The organism is Mesorhizobium sp. M0174, assembly GCF_040322275.1.
Lineage (GTDB): Bacteria > Pseudomonadota > Alphaproteobacteria > Rhizobiales > Rhizobiaceae > Mesorhizobium.
Genome location: NZ_JAMYTB010000005.1, coordinates 54463 through 73832 on the forward strand (window position 1 = coordinate 54463; position 19370 = coordinate 73832).

The 19370-nt window shown below is 62.9% G+C and carries 23 protein-coding genes and 1 riboswitch; of the genes, 12 read left to right on the forward strand and 11 right to left on the reverse strand.

The window, feature by feature from the left end; translation table 11 throughout:
- Nucleotides 1–12: 12 nt before the first annotated feature.
- On the reverse strand, nt 13–870 hold the full coding sequence (locus NKJ13_RS12275; RefSeq protein WP_352649318.1) for a LysR family transcriptional regulator: 858 nt from the start codon (nt 868–870) through the stop codon (nt 13–15).
- A 223-nt stretch (nt 871–1093) separates the two neighbouring features.
- Here NKJ13_RS12275 and NKJ13_RS12280 point away from each other — a divergent pair, with 223 nt between their 5' ends.
- Nucleotides 1094–2044, forward strand: coding sequence for a DMT family transporter (locus tag NKJ13_RS12280; protein ID WP_352737919.1), 951 nt, complete (start codon nt 1094–1096; stop codon nt 2042–2044).
- Nucleotides 2045–2063: 19 nt separating this feature from the next.
- Here the strand turns inward: NKJ13_RS12280 and NKJ13_RS12285 are convergent, their stop codons facing one another.
- From NKJ13_RS12285 to NKJ13_RS12295, 3 genes are all read right to left on the reverse strand, one after another.
- A complete protein-coding gene (locus NKJ13_RS12285) occupies nt 2064–2435 on the reverse strand; it encodes a response regulator (RefSeq protein ID WP_352505095.1) in 372 nt (123 codons plus the stop codon).
- Between the two features lie 197 nt (nt 2436–2632).
- Complete coding sequence (gene hpt, locus NKJ13_RS12290; protein ID WP_254816654.1) at nt 2633–3175, reverse strand: hypoxanthine phosphoribosyltransferase; 543 nt, start codon at nt 3173–3175, stop codon at nt 2633–2635.
- A 184-nt stretch (nt 3176–3359) separates the two neighbouring features.
- Complete coding sequence (locus tag NKJ13_RS12295) at nt 3360–3650, reverse strand: hypothetical protein (RefSeq protein WP_352737921.1); 291 nt, start codon at nt 3648–3650, stop codon at nt 3360–3362.
- A gap of 236 nt (nt 3651–3886) precedes the next feature.
- Between NKJ13_RS12295 and ftsE the strand changes: the two genes are divergently transcribed.
- The 3 genes from ftsE to NKJ13_RS12310 all read left to right on the forward strand — a co-directional run bounded on the left by ftsE (nt 3887) and on the right by NKJ13_RS12310 (nt 6372).
- The gene (ftsE, locus tag NKJ13_RS12300; protein WP_023677923.1) at nt 3887–4546 is read left to right on the forward strand and encodes a cell division ATP-binding protein FtsE; all 660 of its coding nucleotides are present in this window, start codon (nt 3887–3889) and stop codon (nt 4544–4546) included.
- On the forward strand, nt 4539–5522 hold the full coding sequence (locus NKJ13_RS12305; protein WP_352505094.1) for a cell division protein FtsX: 984 nt from the start codon (nt 4539–4541) through the stop codon (nt 5520–5522). The genes ftsE and NKJ13_RS12305 overlap by 8 nt, the downstream gene beginning before the upstream one ends.
- Nucleotides 5523–5610: 88 nt before the next feature.
- Nucleotides 5611–6372: a YdcF family protein gene (locus NKJ13_RS12310; protein ID WP_352704391.1), complete on the forward strand. Its 762-nt coding sequence runs from the start codon at nt 5611–5613 to the stop codon at nt 6370–6372.
- A gap of 30 nt (nt 6373–6402) precedes the next feature.
- Here the strand turns inward: NKJ13_RS12310 and NKJ13_RS12315 are convergent, their stop codons facing one another.
- Entirely contained in the window at nt 6403–7023 is a 621-nt protein-coding gene (locus tag NKJ13_RS12315) for a pyridoxamine 5'-phosphate oxidase family protein (protein ID WP_023677920.1), read from the reverse strand.
- 133 nt (nt 7024–7156) lie between these two features.
- On the opposite strand from NKJ13_RS12315, the gene NKJ13_RS12320 reads away from it, so the two are divergent.
- Together NKJ13_RS12320 and NKJ13_RS12325 are read left to right on the forward strand one after the other, a co-directional pair.
- Nucleotides 7157–8059 carry a LysR family transcriptional regulator gene (locus tag NKJ13_RS12320; RefSeq protein ID WP_352737922.1) on the forward strand — a complete coding sequence of 301 codons (903 nt, stop codon included), beginning with the start codon at nt 7157–7159 and terminating at the stop codon, nt 8057–8059.
- Between the two features lie 107 nt (nt 8060–8166).
- On the forward strand, nt 8167–8967 hold the full coding sequence (locus NKJ13_RS12325; RefSeq protein ID WP_352737923.1) for a lysophospholipid acyltransferase family protein: 801 nt from the start codon (nt 8167–8169) through the stop codon (nt 8965–8967).
- 28 nt (nt 8968–8995) lie between these two features.
- Here NKJ13_RS12325 and NKJ13_RS12330 read toward each other — a convergent pair whose 3' ends face one another.
- Together NKJ13_RS12330 and NKJ13_RS12335 are read right to left on the reverse strand one after the other, a co-directional pair.
- Nucleotides 8996–9616 (reverse strand): LysE family translocator, encoded by a 621-nt coding sequence (locus NKJ13_RS12330; RefSeq protein ID WP_352737925.1) that lies wholly within the window; start codon nt 9614–9616, stop codon nt 8996–8998.
- A 78-nt stretch (nt 9617–9694) separates the two neighbouring features.
- Nucleotides 9695–10642 carry an aldo/keto reductase gene (locus NKJ13_RS12335; RefSeq protein WP_352777821.1) on the reverse strand — a complete coding sequence of 316 codons (948 nt, stop codon included), beginning with the start codon at nt 10640–10642 and terminating at the stop codon, nt 9695–9697.
- A gap of 332 nt (nt 10643–10974) precedes the next feature.
- Here NKJ13_RS12335 and NKJ13_RS12340 point away from each other — a divergent pair, with 332 nt between their 5' ends.
- Together NKJ13_RS12340 and NKJ13_RS12345 are read left to right on the forward strand one after the other, a co-directional pair.
- Entirely contained in the window at nt 10975–11295 is a 321-nt protein-coding gene (locus NKJ13_RS12340; protein WP_352737928.1) for a hypothetical protein, read from the forward strand.
- Nucleotides 11214–11951, forward strand: coding sequence for a zinc-binding dehydrogenase (locus tag NKJ13_RS12345; RefSeq protein ID WP_352737930.1), 738 nt, complete (start codon nt 11214–11216; stop codon nt 11949–11951). Before NKJ13_RS12340 ends, NKJ13_RS12345 begins: the two co-directional genes overlap by 82 nt.
- A 44-nt stretch (nt 11952–11995) precedes the next feature.
- Here NKJ13_RS12345 and NKJ13_RS12350 read toward each other — a convergent pair whose 3' ends face one another.
- On the reverse strand, nt 11996–12529 hold the full coding sequence (locus NKJ13_RS12350) for a gamma-glutamylcyclotransferase (RefSeq protein WP_352737931.1): 534 nt from the start codon (nt 12527–12529) through the stop codon (nt 11996–11998).
- Nucleotides 12530–12643: 114 nt separating this feature from the next.
- Between NKJ13_RS12350 and NKJ13_RS12355 the strand changes: the two genes are divergently transcribed.
- Entirely contained in the window at nt 12644–13645 is a 1002-nt protein-coding gene (locus tag NKJ13_RS12355) for a DUF2125 domain-containing protein (protein ID WP_352737932.1), read from the forward strand.
- A gap of 134 nt (nt 13646–13779) precedes the next feature.
- Here the strand turns inward: NKJ13_RS12355 and NKJ13_RS12360 are convergent, their stop codons facing one another.
- Complete coding sequence (locus NKJ13_RS12360) at nt 13780–14715, reverse strand: prephenate/arogenate dehydrogenase family protein (protein ID WP_352737933.1); 936 nt, start codon at nt 14713–14715, stop codon at nt 13780–13782.
- A 6-nt stretch (nt 14716–14721) separates the two neighbouring features.
- Nucleotides 14722–15831 carry a histidinol-phosphate transaminase gene (gene hisC, locus NKJ13_RS12365; RefSeq protein WP_352737934.1) on the reverse strand — a complete coding sequence of 370 codons (1110 nt, stop codon included), beginning with the start codon at nt 15829–15831 and terminating at the stop codon, nt 14722–14724.
- Nucleotides 15832–15969: 138 nt separating this feature from the next.
- A riboswitch (SAM riboswitch) is annotated at nt 15970–16047 on the forward strand.
- Nucleotides 16048–16141: 94 nt separating this feature from the next.
- Between hisC and metX the strand changes: the two genes are divergently transcribed.
- Both metX and metW read left to right on the forward strand, forming a co-directional pair.
- Entirely contained in the window at nt 16142–17311 is a 1170-nt protein-coding gene (gene metX / locus NKJ13_RS12370) for a homoserine O-acetyltransferase MetX (protein ID WP_292661143.1), read from the forward strand.
- A gap of 58 nt (nt 17312–17369) precedes the next feature.
- On the forward strand, nt 17370–17984 hold the full coding sequence (gene metW, locus NKJ13_RS12375) for a methionine biosynthesis protein MetW (RefSeq protein ID WP_254817066.1): 615 nt from the start codon (nt 17370–17372) through the stop codon (nt 17982–17984).
- Nucleotides 17985–18009: 25 nt separating this feature from the next.
- Here the strand turns inward: metW and NKJ13_RS12380 are convergent, their stop codons facing one another.
- Nucleotides 18010–18330 carry a DUF1330 domain-containing protein gene (locus NKJ13_RS12380; protein WP_352649306.1) on the reverse strand — a complete coding sequence of 107 codons (321 nt, stop codon included), beginning with the start codon at nt 18328–18330 and terminating at the stop codon, nt 18010–18012.
- Between the two features lie 272 nt (nt 18331–18602).
- Between NKJ13_RS12380 and NKJ13_RS12385 the strand changes: the two genes are divergently transcribed.
- Nucleotides 18603–19349, forward strand: a complete 747-nt coding sequence (locus NKJ13_RS12385; RefSeq protein WP_352649305.1) for an SDR family NAD(P)-dependent oxidoreductase — start codon at nt 18603–18605, stop codon at nt 19347–19349.
- Nucleotides 19350–19370: the final 21 nt, after the last annotated feature.

The following is a 19370-nucleotide window of genomic DNA, read 5'->3' on the forward strand; positions in this document are numbered from 1 at the left end:
GAGCGGCATTCTTTAACGGTTGGTGAACGCCTCGCGGATCGCCTCTTCCATGCCGTCGATGGCCTCGCCGGAAGCGTTCGGGTTGCGCCGCAGCACCACGTTCGAGGAATCGATGTCGCCGAACCCGTCGGCGGTCGTAAGCTCGCGGCAGCCGGCCGGAATGTTGCTGCGCGAGATCGGCGCAATCGCCAGCCCGGAGGTGACGGCGAGCCGCAGGCCGCCATTGGTATCGCTGGTGTAGGCGACACGATAGGCGAGATCGCGCTGTTCCAGCGACTTTATCGCGAAATCCTTGCACCAACCGGCACGGTTGTAGAGCGCGATCGGCACCGGCCGCTCCTCATGCATGTGATGCAGCTCTGACGTCACCCATACGGTCGGGTCATGCATCAGCACCTCACCGCCCGACAGATCCTGCCATTCGAACACCACCGCCAGATCGAGCTCGCCAGCGGCGAGCGCCGCGATCTGCGCACCGGAATGCGCGTAGCGGACGGTGATGTCGACCTGAGGATGGCGCTTGGCAAAGGCGCCGAGCGCGCGCGACAGGATCGCGTGGCCATATTCCTCCGGGATACCGATGCGCACCGGCCCGCCAAGCGGCGCCGCGACCATCGATGCCGCCGTCTCGTCGAGCAGTGAAACGATGCGCCTGGCGTTGGCGATGAGCTCGCCGCCGCGCCGTGTCAGCGCCACACCGCGCGAGCCGCGCTCGAACAGGCTGTCGCCGATCATGCCTTCAAGCTTCTTCATCTGCATCGAGACCGCCGACTGGGTGCGCCCGGCCCGCTCCGCCGCCTTGGTGAAATTACCACTGTCGGCGACCGCCACGAAGGTTCGCAACAGGTCGCTGTCGAGATTGGGTCGCATGTGCCCGCCATAAGAAAATCTGATTGCTGGCATCATTCCAATTCGTTTGCAACATGTCAAACGGCGGACAATAGTTCGCCTTACCCATTGGATATGCGGCCGCGAAATCGGCCGCGGACCAATCAAAAGTCCTCACTCGTACCCGCTGCCCGAAATGGCGGCGGGTTCTTTTTACCCGGATGCAGGCCTGTGTTCGGCCGCGCACGCGGGGACAGGAGCGCCTATGCAGAATCGGCTTGTGCTCGGCATCCTCAGCCTCTGTCTCGGCGTACTGGTCTTTTCGCTGCAGGACCCGCTGGTCAAGGCGGTGTCGAGCCACTATCCGGTCACCGAGGTGATGGCGATCCGCTCGATCGTCGCCCTGCCGATCCTGGTTTTCCTCGTCCACGCCGATGTCGGATTGCAGGCAATCCTGTCGAAGCGGTTCGGCATGCTGACGATGCGCGCCTTCATCCAGTTCACCTCCTACACGGCCTACTATCTGGCAATCGCCGCCCTGCCGCTGGCTGACGCGGTGGCGCTCTATTTCATGGCGCCGCTGTTCATCATGGCGCTGGCCGGCCCCTATCTCGGCGAACGCGTGTCCTGGCAGGCGCTCGCCACCGTCCTGGTCGGCATGCTCGGCGTGCTGGTGATGGTGCGCCCAGGCGCCGGCTTGTTCGACTGGGCGGCGCTGCTGTCGCTAGGTTCGGCTCTGCTCTACGGTTTCTCGCAGCTGATGGCGCGCAAGATCGGCGACACCGAATCCTCGACCGTCATGGCGTTCTATCAGAACGGCGCCTATCTGGTCGGCGCGGCCTTGGTAGCGGCATTGTTTTGGCTGGCAGGCATTGACCACGCCGTGCATCCGAGCCTCGAGTTCCTCGTCCGGCCATGGGCCTGGCCGGCGACGCCGGATCTCCTCAAGATGGGGGCATGCGGCTTCGTTGCCTCGGCCGGAATGATCCTGTTGTCGCAGGCCTACCGGCTGGCGCCCGCCAACAGCGTCGCCACCTTCGAATACACCGGTATCATCTGGTCGCCGCTATGGGGTTTTCTGTTCTTTGCCGAAATGCCGCGACCAGCGACGGCGGCCGGCGCAGCCCTCATCATCGGCGCCGGGCTTTTTGCGCTCAATGCCGGCCGGCGCCGGAGCGGCGAGCCAGCCATTGCGGCGACCTGCGACCCTGCCTGAAGGCGGTTGACCTTGGGCTTTAGGCGAAGCAGGCGAGCGCCTGTTCGACGCGGGCGCGGATTTCAGCCAGCGCGAACGGTTTTTGCACGACGTCGAGAATAATGCCGTCCAATTCCTCGGCGCGCTCGCGTTGGTCGGCATAGCCGGTCATCAGCACGATCTTCACCGCCGGGAACAGCGCCGCTGCCGCCTTGGCCATCTCGATGCCGTCCATCTCCGGCATGCGGATGTCGGACAGCACAAGGTCGTAGCCCCCCTGCGCCGCCCCGATCAGAGAAAGACCGTGCGCGCCATCGGCGGCAACAGTGACATTATGCCCGGCGCGTTCGAGCGCACGGGCGGCGAGGCTGCGGACGGATTCATCGTCCTCGACGATCAGGAGCTTTGCCATGGGCAGGATATTTGGCGAGGAAAAGTTGATGTTTCCTGAAGGCGCTGAGGGTCGATGAGGCCTTTTCAGAATTCGCTCTGGCGAGTCAGATGGCGTGGTTTTCGAGAACCGGAGCGGAGCGGACTGTCGACTCCGAGAGCACCGGAAGCGCTCAAAACTGCGTCAGGTGGCCGCCGGAGTAGAATTATCAAAAGACCTCAAGCGTCGCCCTTGACGATGCCGACGAACGGCAATTCGCGAAACGCGTGGGCGACGTCCATGCCATAACCGACGACGAAATAATCGGGGCAGTCGAAGCCGACATAGTCGGCGTTGAGCGTGGTCTGGCGGCGCATGCGCTTGTCGAGCAGCACGGCGATGGCACAGCTCCTCGCGCCGCGCGACAGCATGAGGTCGCGGGTGAAACTCAGCGTTTTGCCGGATTCCAGAATGTCGTCGATGAGAAGCACGTCGCGGCCGGCGACCTCGTTGTCGATGTCGCGCAGCACCCTCACCTCACCGCTGGTCGTGCCGGCGCCATAGCTGGAGATGAAGATGAACTCGACCTCCGGCGACAGGCCGACATCGTGCATGGCACGGATAAGATCGGCGGCGAAGATGAATGATCCTTTCAGCACCGAGATTACCAGAAGGTCGTGGTAGTCGTGCCCGGCGATCTCCTTGGCAAGTTCCAGGTTCCGCCGCGCAATGGCGGACGCTGAAAACAGGACTTCGATGTCCTTGCCGCGCACGACTGGCATTGGCTGCCCTTCCAGAAATGATCGCCTTGTAGGCGAAGCCGACCGAAACGGTCTTCAACCCCGTTTCTAGGCATGTCGAGCCGGCTGGCAAGGCCAATCTTTCGCAGGACGCCCGCGAACGGTCGGATGCCCCAGCGCGTCGCGAATCGTTTACTTGGTGACCCGTTGATTTTCCGGCGCCGTTCTAACGAATCAGCGCATGGCCGCCCGACATCCAGAAGGCGGCAAAGGCGGCACCGACGCCGACAATCCAGAAGATCGGCCCACCGTGCACCCACAACGGCCGTTCGACGGCGGTTTCGGGCTTGCGCAACATGTCCATGCCTTCGATGGAAGGCGTGGAAATCATGCGGGCAGGCGGCGGCGCAAAGTCTGGACGTGTAAAATGGCGGGGCAGCACCTCATAGTCGGCATCGATGACGTCGGCGGTCACGTCATGCATGATGCGTTCCGGCCCGGCGGCCGGATCGGTCATGATTTCGCCGGAAACCGGGCGCGCGGTTCGATCCTCAGCCATCATGGCCTGACACTACAGCACCTGTTCGCTGTTCGTTTCTTTTGGGTAAACGGAAATGGTTAACGCTTCCCCACCGGAACCCCTGGGACTCGCTCGAAAAGCCGCCAAATTAACCGTCGGTTAACCATGCCGGCCGATGGTCTTACCACAGAAAGGGCTGGCATCTTGCCGCCAAGAATTTCAGGTCGTCGAAAGTGATCCGCTTCGAAAATGTCGGCCTCCGCTATGGCATGGGTCCGGAGATTCTCCGCGACATCTCCTTGCACATTCCGGAGCGCTCCTTTCAGTTCCTGAGCGGACCTTCAGGCGCCGGCAAGACGACGTTGCTGCGGCTTTTGTTCATGTCGCTGAAGCCGACGCGCGGCCTGATCACCATTTTCGGCAAGGACCGTTCGCGCATCTCGCGCACCGAATTGCCGCATCTGAGACGGCGCATCGGCGTGGTGTTCCAGGATTTTCGTCTGCTCGACCATATGACCACCTATGAGAACGTGGCCTTGCCGCTACGCGTACGCGGCCGCGAGGAAGCGACCTACCGCACCGACGTCACCGAGCTGCTGAAATGGGTCGGCCTCGGCGAGCGCATGCATGTGCTGCCGCCGGTGCTGTCTGGCGGCGAGAAGCAGCGCGCCGCCATCGCCCGCGCGTTGATCGAGCAGCCCGAGATCCTGCTCGCCGACGAGCCGACCGGCAATGTCGACCCGCCGCTGGCGCGACGCTTGCTGCGATTGTTCATCGAGCTCAACCGGCTGGGGACCGCCGTGGTGATCGCCACACACGACCTCGGCCTGATGGAACAGGTCGACGCACGGCGAATGATCCTGGCCGGCGGAAGGCTGGACATCTATGACTGAGCTCTCCGTCGAACATTTCGAGGGTCAGGACGCCGCGGCAGCAAAGCCCCGCGTCCAGCGCAAGATGGCGCCGATCGTGCCGGCGCAGAACATCGCCGGCCGGGCGCTGGTGCTGGTCATCGCCATCATGACGTTTCTGTCCTGCCTGACGTTTGGCGCAGTCACGCTGGTGCGTGACACCGCCTCCGTCTGGGAGAACCAGATCTCGCGCGAAGCGACCATCCAGATCAAGCCGGTCGATGGCCTCGACATGGAGGCCGCACTTGCGCTTGCCTCGCAGATCGCCGGCGAGTTCCCTGGCGTGAAAAGCGCCAGGATCGTCGATCGCGAAGCAACGGCCCGACTGCTCGAGCCTTGGCTGGGCTCGGGCCTGAACATCGATGAGCTGCCGGTGCCGCGCCTGATCATCATCACCATTGACGAGAACAGTCCGCCCGATTTCGCCGCACTGCGTGCGGCAATCACGCCGAAGCTGCCGAGCGCCTCGCTCGACGATCATCGCACCTGGGTCGACCGGCTGGTTGCTATGGCCCGCACCACGGTAACGATCGGTATCGCAGTGCTGGCGCTGATGCTGTCTGCGACGGTGCTGACCGTTGTATTCGCGACGCGCGGCGCCATGGCCGGCAACGGCCACATCATCGAGGTGCTGCATTTCGTCGGCGCCGAGGCGCGCTTCATCGCGCGCGAATTCCGCCGGCATTTTCTGGTCACCGGCATGAAGGGCGCCGCGGCAGGCGGCGCCGCGGCGATCCTCGTCTTCATCGTCTTCTCCTGGTGGTCGTCACGCAATATGGCGACACCGCAGGCCGACCAGGCGACCGCCCTGTTCGGCAATTTCGCCATCGGCTCGGCGGGTTATCTCGGGGTCGCTGTCATGGTGCTGGTGATCGGCGCGCTGACGGCGGCAACCTCCCATTTCACCGTGGTTACCTATCTCAGCGACATCGATATTCGCCAGCCGGACGCCGGCTAAAGGAAAGATCGATCACGGATGAAAACGCCTCGTCACGAAAATTGCATTTTTTTCCTACCAAAGGCCGTATTTCGGGATTAACCATTTCATGATGGACGTTCGGGACTCGACCGATACCGCTGGGTGCATGCCAGTGCTGGTTGCGCGTCCGCATGAATTCGCCGGGCCTGATGAATTTGCCAAGCCGGATCAATCCGCCAAACATGGGCGGCTGCTGGCAGCCCGCTCCTTGCGCCTCTCGGCTCTCCTTCTGCTCGCCCTTGTGGCGTTGTTTGTCGCCGGCTTCGGCTGGTTCGCCAATACCGTCAGCCGTCTGACGACGCCCGCCAATCCGGCAAGGGCCGACGCTATCATCGTGCTGACCGGCGGCCAGTCGCGACTCGACGCTGCTATGGGCCTGCTTGCGTCAGGCAAGGGCGAGCGGCTGCTGATCAGCGGCGTCCATCCTTCCGCCAGCCGCCGCCAGCTTCAAGCCGCGACCGGTGGCGACAAGAGGCTGTTTTCATGCTGCGTCGACATCGACCGCGCTGCGCTCGACACGATCGGCAATGCCGAGGAAAGCGCCAAATGGGTCGAGGACCATGCCTACGGCACCGTCATTCTCGTCACCAACAATTATCACATGCCGCGCAGCCTGCTGGAAATGGGCCGGCTGCTGCACGGCGCAAGGCTCGAGCCCTATCCGGTGGTCAACACCAACCTCGAGAATGGCGGCTGGCTGACCAAGCCGGAAGCGCTGCGTGTGCTGTTCACCGAATATAACAAATACCTGCTGGCGCTGGCGCGCGGCATCATGCCGGTGAAGCAAACCGAGAGCGTCGCGCTGGCCGACGCCGCAGGCGGAAGCTGAACGGCACCGGCACTTTTTATTCCCTAGCTCTTATTCCCTGGCTGCTGCATCCGATCGCAAGCGTGCGATCTCCTGTTCGAGCCGTTCGATGCGCTTGTCGCGTTCGCCCAGCGCCGCCGCCACGTCGGCCGCTTCGAAACGCTGCGGGATGTGCTGCGAGCAATTTGAATCCCAAGCCGAAACCGTAAACAGGATGACCTGCTCGGGTCGCGCCTTATAGTCTTGCGGCATCAGCTTTGCCGTCAGCTCGGCATCGCCCTCGACGACTTGCGCTTTGCCCCAGATCTTGATGCGCTGCCGGTGCGCATAATCGATCAGAAACAGGAAAGCCTGTGGGTTGTCGCTGAGGTTGCCCTGGGTGATGAACTGCCTGTTGCCGGAAAAATCGGCAAAGCCGATCGTCCGTTCGTCGAGCACCTTGAGGAAACCGGCAGGCCCGCCGCGATGCTGGATGTAAGGCTGCCCGTCCGCATTGGCGGTCGACAGAAAGACGCTGGTCTGCGCCTCGATGAAGGCGGCGAGATCGGGCGTGATTGCCGCCTGCCAGCCGCCACGCTCCTCGACACGGGCATAGGCCTGGCGCGAGCCCTTGCGGGCCTGGATCGCCTTCACCGTCGGGGTGAAGGCGACATCGCTGGTGTGAGCGTTCATGAAGATCTCCTTAGGCGCCGCGTTGCGCTGCATTGTTCGCCTACGAGAATAGGGCCTTCCGTCTTCGAGATGCAGACGCCATATGTGCAACCTATCCTTCCGTTTTTCGGAAGGGCAATTTTTCGGTAGAGCTATGGATCGCCTCCAGTCCATGTCGCTTTTCGTTGCCGCGGCGGAGACAGGCAGCCTCTCGGCTGCCGGGCGTCGCTTCGGCATTCCGCTGACGACGGTCAGCCGCAAGGTTTCGGACCTGGAAAAGCACCTGAAGGCACGGCTGTTGAACCGCTCGGCACGGCAGCTGTCGCTGACCGATGCAGGCCACGCCTATCTCGCCGCCTGTCGTCGCATTCTCGATGAGATCGGCGAGGCCGAGCGAATGGCCGCCGGCGAATACAGCGCCCCGACCGGCGAACTGATCGTCACTGCGCCGATAGTCTTCGGCCGCCTGCATGTGCTGCCGGTCGTCACCGGCTTCCTCTCCGTCTATCCCGAGGTAAGTGTGCGGCTTACACTCGCCGACCGGATAACCCAGCTGGTCGAAGAGCACGTCGACCTCGCCATCCGCATCGGCGAGCTTGCCGATTCGAGCCTGATCGCCACCCGCCTGGGTTCAATCCGCCGCGTCGTTTGCGCGAGCCCGGCCTATCTCGCCGAGCACGGCACACCGAAAACGCCGCAAGACCTTGCAGGACACAGTGCAATCACCTTCGAAGGGCTCACCGCCGCCAGTTGGAGCTTCGCCACCGGCAAGACTGAATTCAGCGTGCCGGTCCGCTCCAGGTTACGGGTCAACACGGCTGAGGCAGCAATCGATGCGGCGATTGCCGGCGTCGGCGTGACGAGGCTGCTTTCCTACCAGATCGCCCCCGCCGTCCGGTCGGGTACGCTGCGCCCGGTGTTGCAGGAGTTTGAGCCGGACCCATGGCCGGTGAGCCTCGTGCATGCCGGCCAGGGTCTGCTGCCAGTGAAACTGCGTGCGTTTCTCGATTTCGCCGCCCCGCGCCTGAAGGAGCGGCTGGCACAGTCGACGTGGTAAATCCAGAGCAAAGGAGCGGACACCGGCTCATTGCCCGCCTCGCAGCGTTTCCTTTTTGCCGGCGCTTGGTGTAACCAACGCACACCTCCTCACCGGGCACTTGCTGTATGCTCTATTTCCGCTCGCTGGCGTTCAATCTCGCCTTCTACCTCAACTTGATCGTCCAGATGATCCTCTGGACTCCGTATTATTTTCTGTCGCCGCGCCATCGCGCCTGGTTTGTGCCGAAATTCTGGTCGCGCACCAGCATGTGGCTCTACGACAAGGTCGCCGGCACCAGAAGTGAGATCACCGGCCAGGAAAACCTGCCTGAAGGCTCCTTCATCCTGGCGCCGAAGCATCAGTCCTTCTGGGACACGATCGCTTTCCTGTCGTATCTCGACGATCCCGTTTACATATTGAAGCGGGAGCTGACCTGGATCCCGTTCTTCGGTTGGTACATCTTGAAGATGCGGATGATTCCGGTCGATCGCGGCAGCCGCTCGAAGGCATTGAAGATGGTGATCGCCGCGACCAAACAGGAATTGGCGCGCAATCCGCGCCAGCTCATCATCTATCCCGAGGGCACGCGCCGTGCGCCGGGTGACGAACCGGTCTACAAATACGGCATCGTCGAACTTTATGCGCAACTTGGCATTCCAGTAGTGCCCGTCGCTCACGTCGCCGGCCTCTATTGGCCGCGCCGCAAATTCCTGCGCTATCCCGGTACGATCAAGGCGCGCTTCCTGCCGCCGATTCCGCCGGGCCTCGGCAAGGAAGAATTCATGCACCGGTTGATCGGGGAGACGGAAGCCGCCTGCGACCAGCTCCTCGTCGAGGCGTCGCAGACGCCGAACCCGCCGCCGATGCCGCCGACGGCGGTGAAAAGGCTTGGTGAGCTGGACGCGAAACGTGAATTGAAAGGCTGAGACACCCCGCCGCGAACGCCAGAAGGGCTCACGGTAAGGCAGCCAGGGCGGCTGTTGCAATCAGCGTCACGGCAAACACCAGATTGATGATCCGCGACGCCAGCGGTTTGCGCAGCAAACGTGCAAAAGCCGTGCCGGCGAGAAGCCACAAGAGATGAATGGCAACGATCATCAAGGCGAGGACCGCCAGCTTGGCTGAAATAGCAAGACCGCCGGTGCCGGGCGACGCGCCAGCAAACACGGCGGCAATCGCCACATAGGCTTTCGGATTGGCAATGGCCAGAAGGAACCCGCCAAGGAAAGTGGGAAGCGCTGCCCTACCGACGCGTGCCGCCAGTGGCGGCGCCGTCGCTATCTTGAACGCCAGATAGAGGATGTAGGCTGCCGAGGCGACCGCCAACAGCGCTGCGAGCTTCGGCAGCGCGGTGAGAACGGCCATGATGCCCGTCGCCACCACCAAAAGCACGAGGACCGTGCCGACAACGATTCCCGAGGCATAACGGAGCGAATCGCGCAGGCCGAACGCGGCGCCGATCGCGGTGACACTTATCGTCGCCGGCCCCGGACTGCCCATAACGATGGCCGATCCCAGCACAAGCGCCAGCAATTGCTGCCATAGCTGCTGATCGAGAAGACCCTGTCCGGCCATGCGACGTCCCTGCATCCTGTGACGATGCAGGGACGGTAGGGCAAGGCAGCGGCGCCGGTCTTGAACGATCGTGCGCGGCTATGCGCTGCCCTTGTCGAGCTCGGCGATATCGTCCGGGCTGAGCTGCAACGACGCGGCCCGCACCAGGCTGTCGAGCTGGTCGAGCGTCGTCGCGCTGGCGATCGGAGCGGTGACGCCGGGCCGCGCCATCACCCAAGCCAGCGCCACTTCCGCCGGCCTGGCCGAATGTCTGGCCGACACGGCATCGAGCGCTGAGAGGATGCGCATGCCGCGCGTGTTGAGATAGCCTTTCACACCGCCACCGCGCGGGCTTTTGCCGAGGTCGGACTCGCTGCGGTACTTGCCGCTCAAAAATCCCTTGGCGAGGCTGAAGTAGGTGATGACGCCGATGTCCTCGGCCACGCACAGATCGCGCAGCGGACCATCGAAGGACGAGCGGTCGTAGAGGTTGTATTCCGGCTGCAGCACCTCGTAGCGCGGCAGGCCGCGCAGGCTTGCTACGTCGAGTGCGGCGCGCAGTTGGGCGGCGTCGAGGTTGGAGACACCGGCATAGCGGATTTTGCCCTTGTCGAGCAGTTTCTGATAAGCGCCTAGCGTTTCCTCATACGGCGTCGCCGGGTCGGGCCAATGCGACAGATAGAGATCGACGGTATCGACCTGCAGCCGCTTCAGGGAGGCGTCGACGGCCTTTTCGATATAGGCGGCGGACAGGTCCCTCTTGCCCTGCCCCATGTCCGAACCGACCTTGGTGATGACGACGACCTTGTCGCGGTTGCCGCGGCTCTTCATCCATCTGCCGATGATGGTTTCGGATTCGCCGCCCTGGTGGCCGGCAATCCAGCGCGAATAGGAATCCGCCGTGTCGATGGCGTTGAAACCGGCCTCAATGAAGGCATCGAGCAGGTCGAACGAGGTTTTCTCATCAGCGGTCCAGCCAAACACATTGCCGCCCAGAACCAATGGCGCGATGGATAGGTCGGTGCGACCGAGACGACGTTTCTGCAAGACTGATCTCCATGGTGATTCATGCTGGGGCGGATGGGAGCCGCCGACTGGGCTAACCTATGTCGCGCCGTGGCAACGTCAAACGCATAGCTTCTTTGCCAACCCGCCGGCGCTTCACAAAGCCGCGACCCGCCGCGCCGTGTCCGGCCTCAAGGCGCTGGTCCGGATGTCCAAACCAGCAGCCTCTGAAGAAACGATCTGGCAAGTTTGGCACATAGATTGTCAAATCTGCCAATTCTGACTTTTGCCGGCCGACCGTAGGTTCCGCCGCGCCGACGCGGTCGGGCCGGGCGCAGACTGTTGGCCTGGGATCATTTGTTATGGAGAACGGCATGAAAGTAATCGTATTTGACGCCATCGGTTCGCCGCGCGACGTGCTCTACATGGACGACCTGCCGATGCCGCGCATCGGCGACGGCGAGGTGCTGGTCAGGATGGTCTCGGCCTCGATCAATCCGGGCGACTTCCTGTTTATCCAGGACCTCTATCCCGAACCGAAGAAGCCGCATTTTCCCCGGCAGATCGCGGGAAACCAGGTGCCGGCATCGTCGAAGCCGTTGGCGCGAATGTCTTGCTGGAACCGGGCACGCTTGTCGCGTTCAGCTATTATGGCAGCTGGGCCGAGTACGCGGCCATTCCCGCCGAATGGCTGATCCCGTTGCCTGCGGACTATCCGGTCGAACGCGCCGGGCAGATGGTGAACCCCATTACCGCGTGGGATCTGCTGACGGATTCCCGTGTGCAGCCCGGCCAGTGGCTGGTCACGGCCGGCTATTCGTCGATTTCAACAATGGTGATGCAGTTCGCCCAACGACGCGGCATCAACGTCATCGCGCTTGTGCGGCGCTCGCACCAGAGCTTCGACCTGAAGACGCTTGGCGCCTCTGCCATTCTTGACCTTTCGGACTTGAAGGCAAGTATCCGGGAAGCGGTGATGGATATCACCGGCGGCGCCGGATTGAACGGGATTGTCGACAATGTCGGCGGACCTGTCAGCGGCGAATTGATCCGCACCCTGGCGCTCGGCGGGCAGATGGTGATCAATGGCGGAATGGGTGCTGAGCGCTTCGAACTGCACAATTTCGATGTGCTGCTGAGCGGCGTCGAAATCAGGGCAAATATCTATCGCTACTTCTTTTCGCCGCCTGCCGAAGCCGACCGGCCTGTCCTACGCGAGATCATCGACATCTTTGGCCAGCCGGGCTTCCACGTTCCTGTCGGCGGTCTCCACGCGCTGACCGAGTTCAAGCTTGCGGTGGCAAACAGCCTGGATCGCGCCGATCTTGGTAAACAGATTTTCAGGATGTAGCCCGCGTCACGGCACCGAAAACATCATAATAACGATAAAAGGCGCTACGTCGCCACCCGTCTCGTCACGTCTTCCAGCCAATGATCGCTTATACCCAGTGCTTCGAGGTGCTCCAGCGTGCTGAGCACGTAATCCTCATTCCTCCCCGACTGACCGACGGCGCCGCGAACGACGGACGCCGCCTCGGCCGGGTCGAGCGCACCGGCATATTGTTCATGGCTGCGATCCACGACATAGGCGATGGCGTCGACCGTCTCGCCCCCATCCGTTTCACTCTTGTCGAGGCGAATGCTGAGCACACGTTCGAGATAGACGTTGGTGACCAGCTCGCGTTCGCGCAGATAGGTGATGACCTCGTTGCGCAGCTCGCCTGGAACCCGGAACGCCAGCCCGATGCAGGAGCCGCCGCGGTCGAGGCCGAGCACCAGGCCCGGCCGTTCGCGCGTGCCGCGATGCACGAAAGAATAGACGCAGAGCGAACGGCGGTAGCCATGCAGGCGGGCACGCCGCGTCTCGACATGCGCAAATCCCGGCCGCCAGATCAGTGAGCCGTAGCCAAAAACCCAAAAATCGCCCATATCGCCAAGCCTGATTGTAACGAACCACTCCACCGGTGGTGTTTCAGTCCGTCTACCTGTTGTTGCCGCAAGCGACAGCCCGCCCGTGCCACCCGCGTTAACGAAAGCCGCAGCATGACGTCAAGTGACGAGCGCCCGCCGCCCAGCCAGCGTCGCCGCCTGTTGTGGCTTGCCGCTTTCATTCTCTTGCTGTTCGGCATCTACAGCGCGGGCTGGTTCTACCTGGCGGATCTGGTCGAGAGCGCCGCCGACAAGGCGGTCGCCGATCTCGATGACAAGGGCATCAAGGCCGACTGTGCCAATCTCGCGGTCAGCGGCTATCCCTTCAGCTTCACCCTTTCCTGCGACAGTCTGGCTTACGAGGACGACAGCCGCAACGTCGCGGCATCGACAGGCAAGATCAACGCTGCCACCCAGATCACGCGGCTTCTGTCGCCTGCCGCCGAGCTCAGGGGGCCACTCAGGACCTCCGTTCCCGGCATGACCCCGCTCTGGATCGACTGGGATGATCTGCGGGCCGACATGAAGCTGTCCTGGCCACTGCCGAGACGCCTCTCGCTGCAGGCAGAAGGCCTGTCCGGCCAGACCGATCCGACAGACGATACCGATCCCGTCTCGCTGTTCAGCGCCGGAACTGCCAGCGGGCAATTGCGCCCAAACGGTCCGGCCATCGACTATGCCGGCAATTTCACCGATCTCGAAATCGACGCGGCGGCCATCGACGGGCGCGTCTTGCCGCCGCTCGATGGCAGCGGCGATGTGACCCTGAAGAACGGCGTGACGCTGATCAAGGCAAATCCGAAGAGCCTGCGCGGCCTCACGGCCGAAATCCACGAGCTCGACCTGTCGTCCGGAACTGCGCGCATCACCCTTTCCGGACCGCTGTCGGTCGATGGCGACGGTCTCATAAATGCCGACTTGATGATCAAGCTCAATGATCCAAAGGCCGTGGCGGCGATCCTTGCCACCGCCATCCCCGAGCAGAAGAAAGAGATCCAAACCGGCTTTGCCGGACTGGCGATGCTCGGCAACCAGCCGTCGATGCCGCTGAAGATCGTCAAGGGCAAGGCCTCGCTCGGCTTCATCCCGCTCGGCAAGATCAAGCCGCTCGACTAGAGTAATTCCAGGAAAAGTGTGAACGGTCTTCCGTCCGGAGTTGCGCAAAAAACAAAGAGACCGAGCGGTTCGGCGTTTCCGTGAAACGATAAACCGCTCCAAGCCTGTCTGGCCTGCGATCGGCCTGCCGCGGCTTATCCCTTCGGCGGGTGTTCGACTGCCTGGCGACCGAAATCCGGTACGTCGATGTCCTGGCCGGCCTCGATGATCGAGCGGCGGACGGCGCGGGTGCGGGTGAACAGGTCGAACAGCTTTTCGCCGTCGCCCCAGCGGATCGCCCGCTGCAGCGAGGACAGATCTTCCGAGAATCGCGCCAGCATTTCGAGGATGGCATCCTTGTTGTGCAGGCAGACGTCACGCCACATGGTCGGGTCGGACGCCGCGAGACGGGTGAAGTCGCGAAAGCCGGAAGCCGAGTATTTGATGACCTCGGACTTGGTCACCGACTCCAGATCGTCGGCGGTACCGACGATGTTATAGGCGATGATGTGCGGCAGGTGCGAAACGATGGCCAGCGTCATGTCGTGATGCTGGGGGTCCATCGTGTCGATGTTGGAGCCGCAGCGGCGCCAGAATTCGGATAGCTTTTCCAGCGCATCGGCATCGGTGCCGGGCAGCGGTGTGAAGATGCACCAGCGGTTCTCGAACAGTTCGGCAAAACCGGCATCCGGTCCCGACTTTTCGGTGCCGGCCAAAGGATGGCCGGGGATGAAGTGCACGCCATCAGGCACATGCGGCTGCATCTGCGCGATCACCGATGCCTTGGTCGAGCCGACATCGGTGAGGATGGCGCCCTTCCTCAGCGCCGGCGCGATCTCCGCGGCGACGGTACCCGAAGAGCCTACCGGCACCGAAACGACGACCAGATCGGCATCGCGAACCGCCTCTTTCGCATCCGTCGTGTAGGTGTCGCCGAGGGCGAGTAGGCTCGCCCGCGCCAGCGTCGCTTCGCTGCGCGTCGAAATCGCGACTTGGCCGGCGAGCCCCTCGCGGCGGATGACGCGGGCCAGCGACGAGCCTATCAGGCCGATGCCGACCAGCGCGATCTTTTCGAACATCGGTGAGGTCATGGCGTTCTAGCTTTTCAGGAATGTCGCGAGTGCGGCGACAACGCCGCGGTTGGCCTCTTCGGTGCCGATGCTCATGCGCAGCGCGTTCGGAAAACCGTAGCCGGAAACGCGCCGCAATATGTAGCCGCGCGCACTGAGGTAGTCGTCGGCGGCCGCCGCCGAATGCTTTTTCTCCTCGGGAAAGTGGATAAGGATGAAATTGCCGACACTCGGCGTCACCCGCAGCCCGAGCCCGCTTAATTGCTCGGTCAGCCATGCCAGCCAGGTCTCGTTATGCGCCACGCTGCGCTCGATATGGACGCGGTCGCGGATCGCCGCGATACCGGCCTCGATAGCAGTCGCATTGACGTTGAAAGGCCCGCGCACGCGGTTGATCGCGTCGATGATATGCATCGGCGCATACATCCAGCCGATCCGCGCCCCGCCCAGGCCCAATTTGGAGAAAGTGCGGGTCATGACCACGTTTTCCGCGCTGCCCACCAACTCGACGCCGGCTTCATAGTCGTTGCGCCGGACATATTCGGCGTAAGCGGCATCCAGCACCAGAAGCACGTTTCGCGGCAGGCCGGCATGCAGGCGGCGCACCTCCTGGAACGGCACGTAGGTGCCGGTTGGATTGTTGGGATTGGCAAGGAAGATGATCCTGGTACGCGGCGTCACCGCGGCAAGGATTGCATCGACATCGGCGCGTTCATCGGTCTCCTTGACCGTAACCGGGACGGCACCGGCCGACTGTATGTAGATCTTGTAGACCATGAAGCCGTGTTCGGTGATGATCGCTTCGTCGCCGGGTGCGAGGTAGGTCTGCGCCAGCAGGCCCAGAATCTCGTCGGAGCCGTTGGAACAGACGATGTTCGCCGGGTTGAGCCCGTGCACCTCGGCGATCGCTTCCCTCAGGCGCCTGGCGCTGCCGTCGGGATAGACCGCGAGCTTGTCGGCGACCGCGCGCGCGGCCTCTATCGCCTTTGGCGAAGGGCCGAGCGGGTTCTCGTTCGACGACAATTTATGGACCTTGGCGACACCTTCAGGCGCCGCGCTCTTGCCGGGCACATAGGCTTCGATGTCCATGATGCCGGCGCGGGGCCTTGGACGTGTCTGATCCGGTATCTGGCTCATTCCATGAAATCCGTCGAGATTGCCTCCATCCGGAGGCCGCAGCGGAAATACAAGCCGTGGCCCGGAATGTCGAGGGGCGGCAATTCGGGATCAAGAACTTGCCGTTGACGAAGCCATGCGTCGGTCCTAGAAGAGCAGCGAAAGTCCCGTGGTGATTTGGCCGGTCGGCTTGCAGCCACGTTAAACAACTTGCTAAAGGGCCGTTTGCATCTTGTAACCGGCTTTGCGAAGGCATGGCCGGTTTTTTGTTGCCTGGCTGGTTGTTGCCCAGACCGGCGGTGGACAACTGAAGGCCGGGCAAGGAGATGTGATGGTCGCTTTGCGCGCGCGAAAAACCAACAACGAGGCCGACCAGCCGTCGAGCCCGGTGTTGCGTTTCGGCGCCGACAAGCCGCTCAAGCTCGACGCCGGCACGCTGCTGTCGCCCTTCCAGATTGCCTACCAGACCTATGGCACGCTCAACGACGCGCGCTCCAACGCCATCCTCGTCTGCCATGCGCTGACCGGCGACCAGCATGTCGCCAACACCAATCCGGTGACCGGCAAGCCAGGCTGGTGGGAAGTGCTGATCGGCCCCGGCAAGATCATCGACACCGATCGTTTCTTCGTCATCTCGTCCAACGTCATCGGCGGCTGTCTCGGCTCCACCGGCCCCGCCTCGACCAATCCCGCCACCGCCAAGCCCTACGGGCTCGACCTGCCGATCATCACCATCCGCGACATGGTGCGCGCGCAGCTGATGCTGGTCGAGCATTTCGGTATCGAACAGCTGTTCAGCGTGCTGGGCGGCTCGATGGGCGGCATGCAGGTGCTGCAATGGGCCTCGAGCTATCCCGAGCGCGTCTTCTCGGCGCTGCCGATCGCCACCGGCGCCCGCCATTCTTCGCAGAACATCGCTTTCCACGAGGTCGGCAGGCAGGCAGTGATGGCCGACCCGGACTGGCATGGCGGCAAATACTTCGAGCACGGCAAGCGGCCGGAAAAGGGGCTGGCGGTGGCGCGCATGGCCGCTCACATCACCTATCTGTCGGAAGCAGCGCTGCACCGCAAGTTCGGCCGCAACCTTCAGGATCGCGAAGCCCTGACCTTCGGCTTCGATGCCGACTTCCAGATCGAGAGCTACCTGCGCCATCAGGGCATGACCTTCGTCGATCGCTTCGATGCCAACTCCTATCTCTACATGACCCGGGCGATGGACTATTTCGATCTCGCCGCCGACCATGGCGGCCGGTTGGCCGATGCCTTCGCCGGCACCAAGACGCGCTTCTGCCTGGTTTCGTTCACCAGCGACTGGCTGTTCCCGACCGAGGAGAGCCGCTCGGTCGTGCACGCGCTGAACGCGGCCGGCGCCTCGGTATCGTTCGTCGAGATCGAAACCGACCGTGGCCACGACGCCTTCCTGCTCGACGAGCCGGAACTGTTTGCCGCCATCAAAGGCTTCATCGCCTCGGCGGCGCGGGCCAGAGGGCTCGGCGCATGACCCCGAAAAGTTGCAGGCTTTTCGGATCAGGCTCATGCGCCAGGCAAGTGACGAGCCCATGAGCGTCAACCGCGCCCAGCGCGTCGACCTCGAGGTCGTCGCCGATCTCATCCCGCCGCAGTCGCGGGTGCTGGACGTCGGTTCCGGCGACGGCCTGCTGCTCGAATTGCTGCAGGCGACCAAGAAGGTCGACGGTCGCGGGCTGGAACTGTCGCAGCGCGGCGTCAACGAATGCGTGGCGCGCGGCCTGTCGGTCATCCAGGGCGATGCCGACAAGGATCTCCAATTCTATCCCGATAAGGGCTTCGACTTCGTCGTCTTGTCGCAGACCTTGCAGGCGACCCGCAATCCGAAATTGGTGCTCGACGAACTGCTCAGGATCGGCAACCGCGCCATCGTCTCATTCCCAAATTTCGGCCACTGGCGGGTGCGCTTTTCGCTACTGTTCAACGGCCGCATGCCGGTGACCAAGGACCTGCCCTATTCCTGGTATGACACCCCCAACATCCATTTCTGCACCATTCGCGATTTCGTCAATCTGTGCGACGAGCTTGGCGCGACGGTGGAAAAGGCGACCGCGCTCGACGCCAATGGCCAGCGGATCGGCTTCTCGATGCCGTGGTGGTTCTGGAATTTTTTCGGCCAGCAGGCGGTGTTTCTGCTGAAACGATAAGAGCCAATCGTCGCAGATCGTCCCCTTATTCGAGAACGTCGGTGGCCTTATGCGGGTGCTGGACGCCATCGACCAGGACCACGTCGGACTGAGAATTCTCGGTGCGCAGCGGCAAGATCTCCTGATAGGCGGGCGAGCGGTACCATGCGCGCGCCTGCTGCATGTCTGGAAATTCGATCATGACGAGGTGGCCCGGCCAGGTGTTTTCAACGACTTCCACCTCGCTGCCATGCACGATGAAGCGCCCGCCAAACGGCTCCAGCGTGGCATCGATCTTGTGCAGGTACTCGACGATCTGCGGCCCCGGCGTGACCTGGCGCATATGCGCGACGGCGTAGGCGGTCATGGCTGTACTCCCTGGTGGTCGAAGCCGGACAACCGGCTTGATGGGAGCAGTTTGCCGAGACCTTGCACGCAGGTCGATTACCCCCGAGGTAATGACACTGAATACAAAACCGACGCGCCTCTGCCGTTGCTGCTCCGAACAGGGCCGTGCGCGAGCCCTGCTGTCACCTGAAAAATATTTCCGCCTGGCGCCGATGATTTCCGCACGCCTGCGCTGTCCTTATCGATGAGCGCGCCTGGATGGTCCGGCGGCCGGGAACAGAGAGGTGATCCATGGGATCGTTGCAAGGTCAGAATGTTGTAGTCGTCGGAGGCAGCCGTGGGGTGGGCCGCTCCATCGCGGAGGCCGCCCTCAAGGAGAGAGCGACGGTGCTGGCCGTCGCCCGCGGAAAACAGGCCCTGGCGCAATTTGCCTGGGAGGTCTCGGGCGTGACGACGCTCGCGGTCGATGCGACGGTGGACTCCGCCCCCGATAAGGTCTTCGCCGCGCTGGAGCCGGACGTGCTGGTAATCTGCGCAGGCGCGCTGGCCCCTTCCGCGCCGGTGCACGAACAGAACTGGAAGGCGTTCTCGGCAAATTGGGACACGGACGTCAAGGCATCGTTCCTGTTTTGCCGGGCCGCTCTGCGGCGTCCGCTCAAGCCGGGAACCCGTATCGTTCTGATCTCCAGTGGCGCCGCCTTAACCGGCGGACCACCCAATACCGGCGGCTATGCCGGCGCAAAACGTATGCAGATGTTCCTGGCCGGTCATAGCCAGAAGGAAGCCGACCGGCTCGGGCTCGGCCTTCGCTTCATGGCGCTCGCGCCGATGCGCATCATGCCGGAAACCGGCGTGGGCAAGGCCGGCGTCGACAGCGTCGCTGCCTATATGGGCATCCAGCCGGCGGACTTCATCGCCGCCATGACCGACATGCAAACCCCGGCCGACGTCGGACGGGCGGTGGTCGCGCTCGCCACCGGCCAGCCGCAAGGCAGTTCCTTCATGGTCAGCGGTAGCGGGCTTGCACCGGCCGCCTGAGGCGCGCGTAATGCAAAGCTC